The following is an 18,014-nucleotide window of genomic DNA, read 5'->3' as shown; positions in this document are numbered from 1 at the left end:
AAACAAGATGAAAAGAGTCATAATACTTCTGCTATTCATAAGTGTAGCTATTTCGGTAAAAGCCCAAAGAGTCACACGCGAATATAATAATGTGTCGCTCAGCGAGGCCCTGCGCCAACTGAACGAGCAGACCGAGGACTACACCATCAGTTTCCTCTACAACGAACTGGAGGACTTCCACATCACCACTTCGGTACACCGCAAGAACGTGCCCGACGCCATCCGTCAGATGATAGGTTTCTATCCCATCCGCATGACCATTGAGGACAGGGAAATCATCGTGGAATGCCCGCAGAAGACAGCCCCTCGATACAAAGGAACTATCATTGACGAGCAAGGCCAGCCCATAGCCTATGCCAACATCGCCCTGCTCTCACCTCAGGACTCTACGCTGATTACCGGTGGAGTCTCTAATGAAAGCGGCCTCTTCGTCATCCCATGTACAGAAAGTCCCGTCCTTGCCCGGGTATCATTCGTCGGCTACAAGACTATTTATAAGTTATGCGAGACAACGAATGCCGGAGTAATCAGGATAAAGTCTGACACTTATACGCTGAAGAATGTGACAGTGAAGGGTTACAAGCCAACTATGAAAATGATTTCGGGTGGTATGGAGATTGATGTGCAGAACACGCTGTTGGCTGATGCAGGTTCTGCCCTTGACGTGCTCTCGCAACTGCCACGTGTCAATGTAACATCTAATGGGGGCGTGGAAGTGTTCGGCAAAGGCAAGCCAGAGATTTACATCAACGGCAAAAAGATGCGCAACAAGGGCGAACTGGAGCAACTGACCTCAAAGGACATCAAGTCTGTGGAGGTCATTACGATGCCTGGCGCACGATATGATGCCACATTAGGCTCCGTCATACGTATCAACACTATCAAACGGCGCGGTGACGGTTTCAGCCTCTACAGCATAGCAAGAGGAAGTTATTTCCACGAGTTCGCCAATGCGGCAGGCGTGTCGATAACCTATCGGAAGAACGGACTGGAGATGAACTTCTACCCCTATTTCGTAAGCAACTACACTGGCGAGGACAACAATTTCGGCAACATCCTCCACATGACCGATTATGACGCCAAGACCATGCAGCACGGCTTGTTCACCGACCGCACACAATCCTTCGTGCCCGACTTCAAGCTCAGTTATGACTTCGATGCCAACCACTCCATCGGTGCATCCTACCGCTATCAGACGACACTGAAATACGACAACACGTTTCATTCTGACTATACCGTTCATCACAATGACATCCTGCAAGGCTACGTGAGCCAGACAGCCGACCACAATTGGGACGTGACTTCTCACAATGCCAATGCTTATTATATAGGAAAGATTGGCCAATGGGACATCAATGCCGACGGCTCGTTTGTACACACAACCGTCAAACGCGGACAGCACATCAACGAGCAGAGCAAGGAGTTTGAGGACCGCACGGTGAACACATCATCCACACAGGACAGCCGCCTCTATGCTGGCAAACTGATAGCTACCTACAAGTTACCTAAAGGCGAAGTTTCCTTTGGTACGGAGCTGACCCACTCTCATGTGGATGCCGACAACCACAATCCAGAAGGCTATATCGCAGAATCCGACAATGAGATTCAGGAAAGCAACTATGCAGGCTTCGCTTCCTACGGTCTGCAGTTGGGACATTGGTCATTAGAGACAGGCGTACGTTTTGAATACGTTCATTCCGATTACTACTCTTACGGAGTTAAGGATGCTGATGTCAGCCGACGTTATAGCGGATTTTTCCCCAACCTCTCGGCATCGTGGAATAAGGGGAAGTGGGGGATGCAGTTTGCGTATGCCAAGAAGACACGCCGCCCGGCCTACGGTCAGCTCCGCAGTTATCAGCAGTACGATAACCGTTATGCCTATGAGGGTGGTAGTCCTGACCTACAGCCAGCCATCAACCACATGCTGGAAGCGATGCTCAACTGGAAATGGCTGAACTTCAGCCTCGGTTATACCTACACCAAGGACTATATGCTGTGGAAGAATGACATTTATAATGAGCAGGAAGTAGCCTATGCCCATTGGATTAACATCGACCATAAACAGGAAGTAAGTGCCTCACTTGTGCTTCAGCCAAAATTTGGTTGGTATCAACCGCAAATGGAAATGGACTATTATCAGCAATTCTTCGATGCCAAGCGTTATGGCTACGTGAGCAATCTGCGTCGCCCTGCTTTTCACCTCGACTTGAACAACAAATTTGTCATCAACAAGTCTTGCTGGTTGGCGCTTCGCGGAAATTATTCTTGCGCACACGATAACATGTCGCAGGAAGTGGATGCCTTCTGGTACGTCAGCGCACATGCATACAAGAGTTTCTTCAATGGCGCACTGGCCTTTAATCTCACCATCAACGACATCTTCAACACCAATATGGAACGATGGAAGATGCGCACGCACAGCGTTGAGATAAGCAAGGACTGCAACAACCATAGTATGACTCGTGGTATCAGACTGCAAGTAACCTACGACTTCAATACCACACGCAGCAAGTACAAAGGCACAGGTGCTGGTAATGCAGAAAAGAACAGATTATAAACTCTCTCTCGTTGGGGCAGTTGTCTGCACGAATGCAGACACGGCCCCTTTTCGAAATGGATTTGTTTCCAAGCGGATCACTTTTAAAAATCGACAAATGATTAATTATCAATCACTTGCCGATTTCCTTATATCCTAAATGCGCAAGATTCTATTCTCAGTACACTTTCAGGGTTGACGGTAACTTGACATCACGAAATCTGGTGCTTTCGACAAAGATACGAAAAGTCGTGAGCATAACAAAAAAAACTCCAAAAAGTTTGGAAAATAGCAAAAAACACTTTAAATTTGCAACATAAATGCTATGAAAATGACATTTAAAATCAGAGAGAATAACAAAAACCTAAAATTATAAGCGTATGAAGAAGAAAAGTATTATCCTGTGTTCTCTGGTAGTGATATGCGCCATCGGATTGGTTACCTCCATCAATATTGATTGGCCTGTTGATTTCAACAAGGCAGATGGAGATATCGCCAAGGCTGCTAAATTCTCTCGTAAGCAAGTTTCCGAGAAGCTTACTAATATGGAAGAACTCCTTCAGACCGACTCAGCCTTCAGGGATGATATCGTGGTAGCCCAGGTGGTGATGCAGACACGCGCCCTCCAGTTTGGCACGCTGGTTGACATGTCAAATGAGGTAGCCGGCAACATCCCTGCATTTGCCGAGGTGCTTAAGGAGATGAACGCCAGCCGTGAGATGGTGGACAACGTTGCCAGCTCGCTGGCAGAGTCTGCCGAAAAACTGAATGCCGCCCTTGGTGGTGAGGAGTGTCCCGACTTGGCCCAGTCTACCATCAACGCCTCACTGGCTTACACCACGCTGCAGAAGCAGAACAATTTGGCCAACCGTTTCATTGAGACCACCGACAAGTATCTGGAGACAGCCCAGGGTGATGACAAATTGAAACTGGTCCGCGACCAGTGGTTGGATTACCAGCAGATGACTGCTGCCCTTGAGGATGACAAGGCAAGTGCTGAGGCTTTGGCCAAGAAGGGCAATCTGCTTAGTGGCGAGAAGGCTCTTGCAGCCGTAGCTAATTTCGATATTGCTGAGCGTATTGTTGTGCTGCAAAGTTGCGAGTTGGCTCAGGCTATGAAGCTTCCCAACCAGATTGGAAGAGTCATTCGCCCAAAGGTTCTCGAAAATGAGATCAGTAAGCTTTGCAATGCTCAGAAGGAATTTCTTTCCGTTAAACCACGCAAGATTGATTCCCATAATGCTCAGAAAGAGGTTCTTGCTCATCGTAAGATTGATGCCAATAACGTGAACGATGTTCTATCTCACCGTAAGATTGATTCACATAATGCCCAGAAGGATATTCTTGCTCACCGTAAGATCGATTCCTATAATGCATTGATGATTGGCAACGTCATCAGTCAGACAGCAGCAGCAAGTAACAGTGTAAAGCTGAACAAAAAAGGTCCCAAAATTGATTCATAATCACGGCGTTGTATATGCGTAACTGGATTGCTAGTCTTCTGCTGTCTATGATTCCCTGTATTTCCATGGGGCAGAACCAGACCTATTGTCAGTATAAGACGGACGAAGCCACGCTGGTGTTCTTTGACAAGAACCTGTCACGCTACATCCCTCACATGATACGCATGTACCAGAACGGCAAAGCGCTTCATGAGCAGATATGGACCAGTGATTCCATCTATCAGCCAGAAGCGCCCCTACTTTTATTGACAGACTGGGAGGACGACGGTAATGGCGGAGCATCGCCATTACCGCGTTCTCTTATACAAATCGGCATGGCTCCGTTGAACATGTCGTATTATATCAACCCATCAAGTGAACGATACAGTCAGTTGTTCAAGCACGAATATACGCACATCGTCATGACAGACAAGTATAATCGTAGCGACCGCAACTGGCGCCGCTTCTTTGGTACGAAGGTGGACACCGACAACAAACAGCCCATCTCAGCCCTATGGAGCTATCTGAGCGTGCCCCGTTGGTATTCGCCCCGTTGGTATCACGAGGGTATCGCCTGCTTCATGGAAACGTGGTTAAGCGGTGGTGTTGGGCGCGCATTAGGGGGCTACGACGAGATGTATTTCCGCAGTATCATCAACGAGGGCGACAAGCTCTACTCGGTGGTAGGCCTGGAAACGGAGGGTTCCACAAAGGACTTCCAAGTGGGCGCCAATGCCTATCTCTATGGAACCCGTTTCGTGAATTACCTTACCAAGACCTACGGCTACGAGAAGATGATCCAGTTCTATAACAGAACAGCTGATAGTCGCACCTTCTTCGGCAAACAGTTCAAGAAGGTCTATGGACAGTCGCTCAGAAAAGTATGGAACGACTGGAAGGAGGACGAGAAGAAGCATCAGGAAGAGAATCTTGCCGCCATCCGCCAATATCCCATCACAGCAACCAAGCCGCTGACCAAAGAGCCGCTGGGTTCTGTGTCGCCATTCGTCTATGACCCTGTCACCCAGAAGGCATACGCCGCCATGAATGCCCCCGGTGACTTTGCACACATGACGGAAATTGACCTGCAGACAGGCGAGCAGAAGAGGCTGAACGACATCTACGGCATCCAGCTCTATGACCCTGCTTATGTAGCACTTGACCGTAAGGGTCAGCGCCTCATCTACACAACGAACAATTCGAAGATGCGCGGCTTGGAAATCTATGACATCCAACAGAAGAAAGTGGTGAAGAAAAAGAAGTACCAGCGCATCGGCAATATCGTGTATGACAATACCCACGACTGTCTATACGGTCTTTTCTCCAATGGCGGAACACAGTCGATTGTACGCATGGACCGCGACTTGGAGAATCCGGAAGTAATCTATGCCTTCCCGTTTGGTGTGAGCGTGTTTGACTCAGATATCAGTCACGACGGCAAATGGCTGTCATTCACCAGCCAGGGCGACAACGGCGAGCATACGCTTCTGTTGTTCAACACCGAAGAACTGGCTCAGGCCATCTTCAAACCCGTGAAACTGATCACCTGGAATGACAGTAACTTAGGACAGTTCCGTTTCTCACTCGACGACAAGTACCTGATTGGTAGTTCCTACTATACAGGTGTATCCAATCTCTGGCAGATCAACTTAGAGACACGCGAGATGGAGATGCTTACCAATACAGACATCGGCCTCTTTGCACCATTGGAGATTACGCCGGGCCAGTTACTGGCGCTCCAGTTCAAGCGCGACGGACTGCAACCCGTCCTGCTCGCCCGTGAGGTGGTGAAGGATGCCAATGCCGTGACACTCTACGGTCAACTCGCCTATGAGAACAATAAGGAGGCGATGGAGCAGGTCGGTCTGCTCAGAGACTCGTTGCCCAGAATGGAGTTCGGCGATGTGTATAACAACATCACATCCTACAACGTCTTTAAAGAGATGAAGTTCGCAGGCGCCTATCCCATCATCAGCGGTTTTACCGATTCCAAAGCATGGAATCACATGACCCCTGTGATAGGCTACCGCTTTAACGTGAATGACCCCGTGGGACTGAGTAGCATGAAACTGTCAGTCGGTCTCTCCCCATGGAGTAATAACGACTGGAAGAACAAGTTCCACATCGACTTCGATTGGAAATACTACTTCTGGACTCTCAAAGCCGCCTGGAACCATATGGACTTCTACGACCTCTTCGGTCCGACGCGAAAGAGCCGTAAGGGTTTTGTGTTGCAGTTGGCCTACGACTATTCCAACACGTTAGTCACGCCGTATGACAATTCTTGGGGATTCTCTGTGGCTACCTACGGCGACATGGACGCACTGCCCTTGTATCAGGAGGTTGAGGTGCAAGGTGTCAGATCGATGCAGACGGCGTCGATCTATAGAAAGTGGTCAAAAACCCGTACTTCGTTGGGTGGTGTGATGAAGGAGCAGGGCTACCAGTTAGGCATTGAAGGTTACGGCTATCTGGCTGGCGGACGGTTCTATCCCTCCATAGAGGCTTCAGGTGACTTCGGTACCCTGTTGCCTATTGACAGAAACACCTCGTTCTGGCTCCGTACGGCAGCAGGCCATAACTTCGGAGATGAAGAATCGGTGTTTGGCACAACCTATTTCGGTGGTTTCCGTAATAACTATGTAGATAACAGGAACGCCTTCCAATATCGAACGACCTTGGCGATGCCTGGTACTGATATCGATGCTATCCCAGCCCACACCTTTGCCAAGGCGACGGCTGAGCTCAACCTGCGTCCCATCCGACTCAACGACTTCGGTGCCTTGTTCTGCTATCCGACGTGGATCCAGTGTTCACTCTTCGGAACGGGACTTTCCACCTGGATTCCCAACTCAACCCACAAGATGTACTACAGCACTGGTATCCAACTGACCACTGAATTGGTATTCTTGAACTATCTCAAAACGACACTGTCTCTTGGCTATGGTCATCTGTTTGCGCCTGAAGGCTTCCAAAATGGGCGACATGGTAATGAATTTATGATCTCGCTCAAACTGTTGTAATGCAATTCGTCGCTGCCCTCCTCCCTGTTGTCATCTACATCTTTGTAGTCTATAAGATCGACAATTTTGCGCTCATCAGCGTCAGAAACCTCTTATTACAGGTGCTGTACGGTATGGTAACGGCACTGGTCTGCTTCGGCCTGTTCCAGTTGACAGGAGAGATGCTTGCCGATGAGCACTCCGATTATGTCAATCCGGTATTGGAAGAACTCGTAAAAGGCCTTCCTCTCCTGTATTTAGCCAGTCGTAAGAAGATCGTGTTCTTCATCGACAGTGTCATCTGCGGTGCTGCCGTCGGTGGTGGTTTCTCCATCCTTGAGAACATCTTCTACCTGCTGTTTGGCCATGAAATGGGCCTTGGAACCGTACTGTTCCGAGGTTTGGAGGTGGCCCTTGTCCACATGGGATGCAGTGCTATCGTCGCTGCAGGACTCATGCTGGCAGTTCGTATCATTGAACGTTCTCGTTCTCGATTAGGCATTAAAAAGAGTGATATTGGAATGTCTGTATTTCTGTTAATGGTAGCACCTGTGCTGCACGTGTTCCACAATGCCTTCCATTTCATGCCACTGGTGCAGTTCATTTTCGTATTCGGCACCTTGGGCGGTCTTCTGATGTGGACTTATTACTACGATGTAAATATGATCCACCGTTGGCTTGACAAAGGTCTCGACAAACAGTTCGCTTTGCTTGACTCCATCAAGAGCGGCCAACTGGACAAGACCCAAACAGGCATCTTCCTGGAGTCTATTAAAAAGAAATTTCCCCCTGAGGACTTTTTCGACATTATCTGTTATGTGCAATTGCATGTGGAGTTGTCGATAGCTGCTAAGAGCAGGGTTATGGTTCGGGAATCTGGGCTGGCGAAAGATTTTCCTTTGACGGAGGAAAATAAGGAATTAATCCTCTCTCAATATGAAGAATACAAAATTCTTGAGAAGAGATTAGGGAAGCTGGCAAGAATGACCATCGCCCCTATCGTGAAATATTATCCTGCTGATTATAAAGCGCTCGAAGCCCTTCGGGCTGAATGCAGGAAGACTAACACTTCAGTTTCCAGGCCATCAGTCAAACAGTTTCTTCCAAAGCCATAATACAGTTATTGAACCTACCACGCAAAACACGAAGTTAGTCAGATATCCCTTACCTAACAGTTCTATGTTCAGCAGGTGACTGATGAATGTGCCAAAATAACTGCCGACAATGCCCACGATAAGGTTCATACAACATCCCTTACCCTCACCACTCATAATGCGGTTGGCTACATAACCAATAAGGATGCCTGTCAGTATCGGCCAGGCTGTAAAATCTGCAATGTGTTCTAACATATCGTTCTATTGTATATTCATTATTTATTTTATCTGGTCTTATTTCAGTTACCTATCCAAGATACTCATCATCCCTTACCAGCACCTTTTCAATCTTGCCGACATACTTTGTATTATAGTTTACCTCTTTCATATCAAAAAACTTATTAAATCTGCGTGTAAAGGTAGTGATTTTAATCGTTTTTTCGTACTTTTGCGCCAAAGATTAGAATACTTTAAGAAATCATATGGTACAACAAATTGAAATAACCCTACAGCCGAAACGTCGTGGTTTCCATTTGGTGACGAGCGAGATAGTGAGCCAGTTGCCAAAACTGCCGAAGACAGGCATCGTGAATATTTTCACGAAGCACACGAGTTGCGGACTGAGCATCAACGAGAACTGTGATCCTGATGTTCGCATTGACATGGAAACCATCTTTAACCGATTGGTTCCTGAGAACCGTCCTGAGTACGAGCATACGCTGGAGGGTGCCGACGATATGCCTGCTCATGCCAAATCCACGCTGAGTGGTGTCAGCATCACCATCCCCATCACCGATGGCCGCCTGAACCTCGGCACCTGGCAAGGCATCTACTTCTGCGAGTACAGGAATTACGGTGGTGCAAGAGAGTTGGTCGTAACAATTATTGGAGAATGACACTTCCTAAATTCATAATCACAATGGACGGCTACTTCCGCCTTGGCATGGTCAACCAGCATAAGCATTTGCTGAAGCCCGGTGACCAGTGTATCGGCGGTGGGTACTACCACTTTGACTTCGTATCCAACCGCATCCTGCTTGACAGGGAGTCATACGACTTTGGCCGACCAAAATGGCATCTGCTGGAAACATTAAAAGTGCCTTCTACCTATCGAGGCATGCGAATCGTCTATTCGTATGACGATGGCTTCCACGATGATTTCTGCGTCAGCGAGGAACTGCAGATAGAATACTACGACTGACCACGATTCCATACCAGCAGAGCAATGAGCGCTATCTGTGCCAGCAGAGACTCAACCAACTGATAGAAAAATACAAAGGACAGTCTTGTGTTCTGGATATGGAGTCGCCCCGTCAGGAATGCGCAAACAAGGAGCAGCGACAGCGCCGCCATGCGTTCTATCTTCGCAACGGATTCCGTGATACCAACGTCTATCGCTGTTGGGACGACCTGGAGATGACCATTATGATGATGGGCTCAGGAACGTTCACCTTACAGGATTGGGATGAGATTGTTGGAGAATTAAGGAAATATTGGACGTGGGAATAAAATTGTCGACCTCATACTTCAGACATCTTACGACGCTCACCCGTCCTAGGTGTTCTTCTCGATAGCTCCAACCCAAATCCAATGGCCAGCACTTGTATTGCCCTCACGAATCAAGACTCCTTTCTTTTGCAAGTCAGCAAGGTCACGTTCAACAGTTCGCTTAACTACCGACAAAACTACCGACATTTGTTGTGTCGATATATAGGAATCTTTCAGGAGAATTTCGCGGATTTTCTTCTGTCTTTCAGTGAGTTGCGCTACCGACAAACTACCGACATTACTACTGACATCACTGGTGACATTATTCATCATCTGCATGAACTTGGTTCGCTGTATTGTCACTCTCACACCTCCACAGAAATTCTCTACCTTAGGCATCGGAATTCCTGCAGGTTCAAATCCGTCTTGAATTTTCTGGAAACCACGTCCCCATGTATCGATAAAACCAGCCTTGAAAAAGGCGTTGGCAATATTGCGATTGCGTGGTTTTGATGAATGACGCGCAAACAATGTCTCTAGAGTACTTCTCGTAAGGCCTCTTTTGGTATTTCAAGTCGCTCTATGCGGTTCATGCCCTCAAAACGTATTGGCGAAACCAAATACTTGCCCTGCAGAGCATCCATCACATGATCTGCCATCTGAATGATATTGCCCTCGATGACATCCTGAAACATCAGGTCTGCATCGTTACGCCCAAAACGACCAATCTTGAATATCACGCTTGGGAAGAACCTTTGAGGTTTCTTGCCAAATAGCAAGATGGCAGCATTTTTCAATCCGCCATCTTCGTCCATCAGTCCGAGACTCGTAAGCACGTCTACAGTTGGAGCATTGAGTTGGTCTTCTGGAATACGCTGAGCATTGATACCTTTACGCAGGAAATAATCGATGGCATCCCTGTCAATATCATCAAGTTTTGCACGGTCAAATGTCACATCATCCCATGAGCGTCCCATCTTCTTCAACACAAACTGCTGTAGCGAAGCACCGTTCAATTCCTGCATCGTACTACCAGAGCGATAATAGTACTTACCCCTGTAACTGATGGGCACGTTGCTTGGCTCTATCACCACTTCAATATACTCCAGCCCGTCCTGCTCGCAGAGGTTCACGTCCACTACAATGCCCAGGTAATTCACTATCTTGTTGGGAATATCCTCCAGCAGTTTCTTGGTGTTCTTTAATCCTACAACCTCATGGTCATCGTTTACGCCAAAATACATCACAGCACCCTGCGCATTTGCAAAGCCGCAGATCCACTCCAGGTACTTATCGTTCCAACTGCTTTTGAACTCAACGTTCTGACACTCCTTTGGTTTTATCTTGCTCATATTTTCAATTTCGCTTGCAAAAGTAATACTTTTCTACCAATATAGTATGCAAAAACTGAAAATGTTACAGTTTTTGAAGAGAATTTTCTTCTTCCATCTTACATCATCCCTCTTACATCTCCCGCCATCAGCCATCAGCCATCAGACTTCTTCCCTCGCTTTAGCCATAGTCTAGCCTTACTCCAGCCATAGTCTAGCCATAGTCTAGCCTTACTCTAGCCATACCCTAGCCTGCTTCTAGCCTGCTCCATGGAGCAGCTTAGGAGCAGCCTAGGAGGAGAGTGATTGCTGCCTAAGAGCTGGCTAGGAGCTGATTTAGGTTGTCAGTTTTCTATCTCACGACTAGAATCTGTTGACAGGTTAATATGACATCAGCCTTCAGACATCAGCCTTCAGACATCTTCCATCGGAGCGAGACACTCACCCGTCCCCTTCTGCCCCGAATTCGAGTACCATCTGGATGCCGCAGCCTTGCTGCAGATGTGCTCTCCTTATGCCTCCATTGCTGCAATCAGCCGTGTTTCAGGTATCAATCAGCACCAGCTGAGCCACTATGCCAACGGTATTAAAAAGCCTCGTCCAGAACAGCGCCGTCGCATCGTTGAAGGTCTGCACAAAATAGGCCGTGAACTTATTGCTGTGGAATAACACTTATTTATAGATGTACAACGGCAGGTATCATGTTGATAACCTGCCGTATTTTAGTTGGGTCCGCTCGGCTCTGCCGCTTCGCTTGTCGAAGAATGATGAGCACCTTATCAAACATCTTCCCTCTTACATCTCCCGCCATCGGCCTTCAGACATCAGACATCTTCCATCGGAGCGAGACACTCACCCGTCCCCTTCTGTAGTGATATAAAACTCGCGCTGAAGGTCATCTTTAAGCGGAAGAACCTCAATAAAATGCGACCAAGACAATTTTCGCGCAGCCTGCGCGACAATCTGTTCATCAGCAAAAAAATTAGCAAACTGCATCATTCTTCTGATACTTGGTGTCTCAAATCCTTTCTTTCCATATTCTTCTTGTAATTGTGTCGCAACCTGCGACACAATTTGCTTTCCATACTCAGCGCGCTGACTATCATGCACTTCGCGATTGATGCGCTCGCCTATATGCCAATACATCATGGTCTGGGCATAGTTGGCAGTAGCAGTTACACGAACACGCGCCTGCTCAATGATTTGACGTAAATCCTGTATCAGAGATTGTCGTGACACTGTCGCGACAATATAAAGAGATAGCAGTTCCAGTACCCAGTCATCACAGGAGCGAGACACTCACCCGTCCCCTATGGACTCTAGACATCCTCTTCTGCGGCCTTCGGGATTTGCATTTGGATTGTTCTGGCCTTTTCTTCTGAAGCAGGATCCTTCATGTTTGGTCTAATCATCGAGGTGTATGCCTCGATGATATGACGCCAGTCGTTGAGTTTCATGCCTCCATACCTCTCGCCAAACTTATTGATGACCTCTTCCTGGATACTCAAGTCGCTCATCTCACAATCCACTTGAAGCAAATTAAATATCAGGTTGCGAACCTCTCTATCATCCTCTACATTCATAAGCACTTTACTTACCTCACCAGCCGTAAATGCATCTATCAAACTCATCTGCTGGGCAAGTTCAACAACATCTGTCGAGTCTTCTTCACTTTCAGCCTTCTCATACTTCTTGAAGTTCTCAGCCTGCTCAAAAATCTCTTTAAACACATCATCTTGGGGTACAGGAGGGTAACCGTGCTCTGCAAGAATCAGGATCAAATCCATCTGAAGCTCTGCCTTAATATCAGTACGGTTGGCCCAGTCTGTATACTTCGACTTATCGTCAATCATCTTCTTTACATCAGCAGAAAGTGCCAGCAGCTTGTCCTCTGGATACTCGAACCCAAACTTATGGGCAATCTCCTTCAGAATATCATAGAAAGCCTTCTCCTCGTACGAGATGCCTAAATCCTTGAATGATTTCTTCTCCTTATTCACCTCTTTCAGCAGTTCTGCCATCTGCTTGGCCACCTCGTCAAGTACCTCCCGCGCAAATATGGCATTATCGCTACGATCGTTGTATTTGTCTACCAGAGAGTTCAGACGCTTGGTAAAGTCAACGCCCTTCATCTTATTCACCTTTTTAAACTCGTTGATGACCGTTCTAAGCAGTTTCTCCATCAACTTCACCTTGGTGTTGGGCATATCCAGTTTTTCAAGTCTGGCCATATAGTCCTCACTCAGCAGGTCGATGTCTTTTGAATTGACATTCACTTGAGCCACCTCTTCTACTCCATCTGCCAGCAAGGCTTTCTCCAGCATCTGACTCACCTTGCGATTCATCTGAGTTACGTCAGGAGCATCACCCTTTGTCAATTTATAGATGATGGAGCGCACACCTGTAAAGAAGTGGATATTCTCTCTGTCCTCATCGGTAATCTCATCGTGATTGGAACAGATATTAAATGCCGACTTCAATTTCTTTACGTGCCCCATAAACAGATTCTGAGTTTTCTCAGTACTCTGGATAAACTCAGCAGCCCGCTTTAAGCACTCCAATTGCTCCAACGGGGTACCAGTAGTAAACTTTGAATAATCAAACTGAGCAAACAGACGTTTCAATATGTCAAGCTCGTCCTTGACCATCGTTAGCGACTTCTCGATAGTTTCAATATTCTCACCCAAATCTCCACCTCCTGCATATTGCTTCAGGGCATTGTTCATGTTGCTCTTGATGCCAAGGTAGTCAACTACCAAGCCTTTGTCCTTACCTTCGTAAACACGATTGACGCGCGATATGGTTTGGATGAGTGTGTGTTTCTGTAGCGGTTTATCGATATACATCGTGTCAAGGCACGGCGCATCGAATCCTGTAATCCACATATCCACCACAATTGCTATCTTAAAGTCAGAGTCTGGATCTTTAAACTTCAAATCCAGCTTCTTCCTGTCTTCATCAGTACCAAGCAATTCATAGAGTCGTGGCTCATCATCCTTCGAACGGGTCATCACCATCTTGATGCGTTCTTCTTCCCACTCTGGACGTAAAGCAACAATCTGCTTATAAAGGTCATAGGCTATCTGACGACTAGCGCAAACAAACATGGCCTTGCCACAAACGGTACTGCCTTCTTCTATTCGTTTTTCGTAATGCTCCACAAAATCCTTAGCCACCACAGCCAGTCGCTGAGGATCGCCCAGAATCATGTTCATCTGCGTAACGGCCTTCTTACTCTCCTCTATCTGATATTCGTTGGCACCTTCCTCCTCACACTTCTTGTAATAGTTCTCAATCTCCTGCAATTGCTTACCATCAGCAAACACCTTGGCAGCACGACCTTCATACACAATTCTACGCGTAATGCCATCAGCTACCGATTCTGTCATCGAGTAGCTATCCACCACATCGCCAAACACATCGATAGTGGCATCGATAGGCGTACCCGTAAAGCCAACATAAGTAGCATTAGGCAGCGAGTCGTGCAGATATTTGGCAAAACCATAACTGCGTTTAACGCCCTTTTCCGTAATCTTCACGTTCTGCTCCACGTTGGCCTGCGAACGATGAGCCTCATCAGATATACAGATGATATTCGCACGCTCTGACAGCAAGTCTGTATCCTCGCTGAATTTCTGTATCGTAGTCAGAAACACGCCGCCACTCTTTCTGCCTCTCAATAGTTCACCAAGCTCCCTGCGAGTCTCAACATTGATGACGGTCTCATCGCCAATAAACTGCTTGGCATTCAGGAACTGCCCTGATAGTTGGTCGTCAAGGTCTGTACGGTCAGTAATCAGTACGATGGTTGGTGAGGCCAAATGCCTACTGCGCATCAGCATACGTGTCAGGAAAAGCATCGTCAAGCTCTTACCGCATCCTGTAGCGCCAAAGTATGTTCCGCCTTTACCATCACCAAGAATATTGATATGCGAGTGCTCCAGAATATTCTCATAGAGCCTATGCGTAGCAAAGAACTGCGGATAGCGACATACTATCTTCAGCTCGTTTTTTGAATTATCTGGGAAGAACACAAAGTCCTTAATCACGCTCAGCAGTCGCTCCTTGCGGAACAATCCCTGCATCATCGTATGCAGCGTATCGATACCATCGCCAGGTTTATCCGTTCGCTCTATTTTTCGCCAGGCGTAGAAGAAGTCATAGTCAGCAAATAGCGCACCATATTTATTGTTCACACCGTCGCTAATCACGACGAAGGCATTATAACGGAACAACTCCGGTATATCCCTGCGATAGCGCACAGTCAACTGCGTATAGGCATTCATGATGGTAGCATCTGTCTTGACGGTGCTCTTGAACTCCAGCACCACTACAGGCAGACCGTTTACATACACAATGCCATCAGGAATACGTTTCTGCGTACCCTTTATCTCCAACTGGTTTACCACCTTGAAGATATTTCTGTCTACGTTCTCAAAGTCAATTACCTCCACGAACAAGTCTGGCTTCGAGGCATCTTCACGCTTAATGGCAAAGCCCTCTGTCATCAGCCTGTACGTCTGCGCATTCTGTATATAGAATGGCGCACCATTATCAGCAGTCAACTTGGCTAGCACGCGTTCCACCTCCAGTGGCGTTATTCCCTCCTTGCTGTATCTGTCCATCAGATACATCCGCAGATCGTCACGTAGCAGCACCTCAGACAATTCCTTGTGGATTGTCTCGCCATTCACGTAGCTGTAGCCTTGTTGTTCAAACAGCTCCATGATGGCCATTTCCAGACTGTGTTCGTTAAAGTTTGACATAAGCTCTTTAGTTTTTAGTCTTAATTCGTCTCAAGTCCCTCAATAAATCTGTCAAAGTCAGATAGGAATGTCTTGTCTTGTAGCCTCCAGAATTTTTCGTATTCTCCCAAAGCCTTGGCTTCTGCTTCTTCATGGCTAATAGAGCCGGCATCTGGCAGTATGTCGGCATCTGACACTTTCAGATATTGTTCCAATACCTGCTTCCATTCTGCCATTGTTGTAATCAAATGTCGCCTTGCCCTTCTCTCTGCCAAATTCAGGAAGGCCGTCGTCAATAGATTCAACTCTTCCACCTCTTTCTCTGACAAGTAATTCTTGGCAATGGTCACGTCGCTCTTCACCACACGTCCGTCTGGGGCATTCTTCCATGTTGTCAATCCCATGTGCGGCTTCTCGGCATTGGCGCGATTGTAAACAATCTCTGCTGCCGTCTGGTGACTTACAGCATAGTGCATCATGTTCTGAACGGTCTTATAGAACGTTTTCGTTACATCGCTCTTGGGGTCATAGTCGCTACTGCACTCGGCATAGATATCCGTTATCTTCTGATAATAGCGACGCTCAGAGGTTCGAATCTCGCGGATGCGATCCAGCAAGTCCTCAAAGTAGTCAGCGCCAAACGGATTCTTACCTTTCAACCGCTCATCATCCAGCACATATCCCTTTTTGATGTATTCCTTCAATACCTCGCGAGCCCAGATGCGGAACTGTGTGGCCTCATAGCTGTTTACGCGATAGCCAACGGCGATGATGGCATCCAAGTTGTAGAGAATCGTGCCCGTATCATCGCAATTGTCCGAAGGAATCAAAATTTTTTTGATAGCTGTGGACATTTGCAACTCACCACTGTCATTAATCTGTATCAGATGGTAACTGATATCCTGAATGGTCACATTATACAATTCTGACATCCGTTTTTGCGACAGCCAGAACGTATCATTGTTGAACAGTACACTAACATTCACCTTACCCGTACTTGTGCGATAAATCAGGACGTTCCCCTCGATACTTGTGGCCAGTGCCTTCGAGTCCATCTTCTGCATGAAGTATTCCTGGGCAACCTTGACAATGGGTTTCTTCTTGTCTGCATTCAGGGCGATGGCAACACAGGCTGTACGTGAGAGAAGAAATGAAGTCACCTGACGATAACCGCCATTGTTCAACTGGGCCATCTCCTCTATCTCCACCATGTGTTCTTTCAAGTCAAGTCCCTTCTCCTGTTGCAGGAACGTAGCCACCTTATCCATCAGCCGCTCGAAGTTCCAGTATTTCATGTAGCCCAGCAGACGAGCCAGTCTGCGCGAATTCCACCACTCACGCCCTTCAGCATCCACCTCCTTGATACTATCAAAGGGTGACTGAATCTCTTCAGGATTAAACAATTCGTAATTTATATCTTTGTCTTCTGCCATGTTTTTATTGTTCATTACTTTCCATATTTAGCCGCTATATCCTTATATATGATAGCTTTTTCCAAGAACCAATTATAGGACTTGGCCCATAATTCTCGTTTCTTAGGGTTGATATCAGTTGATATACAGATTCGGCAAGCTTTCTTTGCTTCTCGCCAATCCACTTCACTATTAAGCATGGTTGCAATTTCATCCCTATGACTCTTGAACTGTGCAAACAAATCCTTGTCGTCATCAATATAAATGTCAGCGCCAATGCATTGCTTCTGAGTATTAATGGTGAGACATATATGATAAGCAGAACTTCCAATGCTCAAATCATACCAATGCTGAGGGGATGCTTTACGTGCACGGAAATGATGTTTAAACACATCATTATTACTCATAGCATCATTAAAGCCATTCCAAAACTCGAGTTTAAGCAATTCTGTATTCGACAGTCCGTCGATTGTCTTCAATGTTTTCGACCAGTCATTTGGTTTCTCCACAACATTAAAGCGTGGTGCCTTCATAGAATCACCAATCTGCCAAAGCTCAATCTCCAACAGGAAAAAGCCGATATTACTATCCGTATGCTGGTTTAGCCATTCGATGGCTTGGCGATGTTCGTCGCGTGCTCGCTTTACTATCCACACAATGACTTCAGCCCCTTTTCCTGAAGCATAGGTAATTAGTTTGCCAAGATGGTCGTGATTGGTATCTTCAAGCTGATTCTCTATGATTACGCGACGATTAGTTCCTACTTCCTTCGCATAGATATCCACATTAAAACTACCTACAGAAGATTCTCTCTCCTCAAATTCCAAGTCGATATCAATAGCATCACTTAGTAGCGAAAGATTCTCTTCTTGTGCCAACCACTTTGTGAAATCATTAGCCTCATGAGGCCATACCGACCTTAAATCGGTAATTCTTATCATCTTGCCTAATTTATCCATAT

General features: G+C 46.7%; 15 protein-coding genes. 8 read left to right on the top strand and 7 right to left on the bottom strand.

What is annotated here, in order from left to right; translation table 11 throughout:
* Positions 1-7: 7 nt before the first annotated feature.
* From L6466_RS02600 to L6466_RS02585, 4 genes are all read left to right on the top strand, one after another.
* Complete coding sequence (locus L6466_RS02600) at positions 8-2,560, top strand: TonB-dependent receptor domain-containing protein (RefSeq protein WP_237793444.1); 2,553 nt, start codon at positions 8-10, stop codon at positions 2,558-2,560.
* A gap of 359 nt (positions 2,561-2,919) precedes the next feature.
* Entirely contained in the window at positions 2,920-4,002 is a 1,083-nt protein-coding gene (locus L6466_RS02595; protein ID WP_237802183.1) for a hypothetical protein, read from the top strand.
* A gap of 14 nt (positions 4,003-4,016) precedes the next feature.
* Complete coding sequence (locus tag L6466_RS02590; RefSeq protein WP_237802184.1) at positions 4,017-7,004, top strand: TolB-like translocation protein; 2,988 nt, start codon at positions 4,017-4,019, stop codon at positions 7,002-7,004.
* Positions 7,004-8,098: a PrsW family glutamic-type intramembrane protease gene (locus L6466_RS02585; protein ID WP_237802185.1), complete on the top strand. Its 1,095-nt coding sequence runs from the start codon at positions 7,004-7,006 to the stop codon at positions 8,096-8,098. Before L6466_RS02590 ends, L6466_RS02585 begins: the two co-directional genes overlap by 1 nt.
* On the opposite strand, the gene L6466_RS02580 is transcribed toward L6466_RS02585, so the two are convergent.
* A complete protein-coding gene (locus tag L6466_RS02580) occupies positions 8,069-8,332 on the bottom strand; it encodes a GlsB/YeaQ/YmgE family stress response membrane protein (protein ID WP_237802186.1) in 264 nt (87 codons plus the stop codon). The genes L6466_RS02585 and L6466_RS02580 overlap by 30 nt on opposite strands.
* A gap of 227 nt (positions 8,333-8,559) precedes the next feature.
* Here L6466_RS02580 and L6466_RS02575 point away from each other — a divergent pair, with 227 nt between their 5' ends.
* The 3 genes from L6466_RS02575 (at position 8,560) to L6466_RS02565 (ending at position 9,586) form a co-directional block, all read left to right on the top strand.
* Positions 8,560-8,973, top strand: a complete 414-nt coding sequence (locus tag L6466_RS02575; RefSeq protein WP_091819253.1) for a secondary thiamine-phosphate synthase enzyme YjbQ — start codon at positions 8,560-8,562, stop codon at positions 8,971-8,973.
* Positions 8,970-9,278, top strand: a complete 309-nt coding sequence (locus L6466_RS02570) for a hypothetical protein (protein WP_143005786.1) — start codon at positions 8,970-8,972, stop codon at positions 9,276-9,278. Before L6466_RS02575 ends, L6466_RS02570 begins: the two co-directional genes overlap by 4 nt.
* A 98-nt stretch (positions 9,279-9,376) precedes the next feature.
* Positions 9,377-9,586, top strand: a complete 210-nt coding sequence (locus L6466_RS02565) for a hypothetical protein (RefSeq protein ID WP_237802187.1) — start codon at positions 9,377-9,379, stop codon at positions 9,584-9,586.
* Positions 9,587-9,631: 45 nt separating this feature from the next.
* On the opposite strand, the gene L6466_RS02560 is transcribed toward L6466_RS02565, so the two are convergent.
* Both L6466_RS02560 and L6466_RS02555 read right to left on the bottom strand, forming a co-directional pair.
* Entirely contained in the window at positions 9,632-10,096 is a 465-nt protein-coding gene (locus tag L6466_RS02560; RefSeq protein WP_237802188.1) for an ATP-binding protein, read from the bottom strand.
* A 5-nt stretch (positions 10,097-10,101) separates the two neighbouring features.
* A complete protein-coding gene (locus L6466_RS02555) occupies positions 10,102-10,917 on the bottom strand; it encodes an AlbA family DNA-binding domain-containing protein (protein ID WP_237802189.1) in 816 nt (271 codons plus the stop codon).
* Between the two features lie 480 nt (positions 10,918-11,397).
* Between L6466_RS02555 and L6466_RS02550 the strand changes: the two genes are divergently transcribed.
* Positions 11,398-11,565 carry a hypothetical protein gene (locus tag L6466_RS02550; RefSeq protein WP_237802190.1) on the top strand — a complete coding sequence of 56 codons (168 nt, stop codon included), beginning with the start codon at positions 11,398-11,400 and terminating at the stop codon, positions 11,563-11,565.
* Positions 11,566-11,748: 183 nt separating this feature from the next.
* Here L6466_RS02550 and L6466_RS02545 read toward each other — a convergent pair whose 3' ends face one another.
* The 4 genes from L6466_RS02545 to L6466_RS02530 all read right to left on the bottom strand — a co-directional run bounded on the left by L6466_RS02545 (position 11,749) and on the right by L6466_RS02530 (position 18,012).
* Complete coding sequence (locus L6466_RS02545; RefSeq protein ID WP_237802191.1) at positions 11,749-12,135, bottom strand: DUF1016 N-terminal domain-containing protein; 387 nt, start codon at positions 12,133-12,135, stop codon at positions 11,749-11,751.
* A gap of 80 nt (positions 12,136-12,215) precedes the next feature.
* Entirely contained in the window at positions 12,216-15,662 is a 3,447-nt protein-coding gene (locus tag L6466_RS02540) for a type I restriction endonuclease subunit R (protein WP_237802192.1), read from the bottom strand.
* A 20-nt stretch (positions 15,663-15,682) separates the two neighbouring features.
* Positions 15,683-17,074 carry a RhuM family protein gene (gene rhuM / locus L6466_RS02535; RefSeq protein WP_237802193.1) on the bottom strand — a complete coding sequence of 464 codons (1,392 nt, stop codon included), beginning with the start codon at positions 17,072-17,074 and terminating at the stop codon, positions 15,683-15,685.
* Between the two features lie 14 nt (positions 17,075-17,088).
* The gene (locus L6466_RS02530; RefSeq protein WP_237802194.1) at positions 17,089-18,012 is read right to left on the bottom strand and encodes a DUF4268 domain-containing protein; all 924 of its coding nucleotides are present in this window, start codon (positions 18,010-18,012) and stop codon (positions 17,089-17,091) included.
* Positions 18,013-18,014: the final 2 nt, after the last annotated feature.

Origin of the sequence: Prevotella communis (assembly GCF_022024175.1) — a bacterium.
In the GTDB taxonomy this organism is placed as follows: domain Bacteria; phylum Bacteroidota; class Bacteroidia; order Bacteroidales; family Bacteroidaceae; genus Prevotella; species Prevotella communis.
Note: the sequence above shows the minus strand (reverse complement) of the source record. Positions and strands in the feature narration are given on the sequence as shown.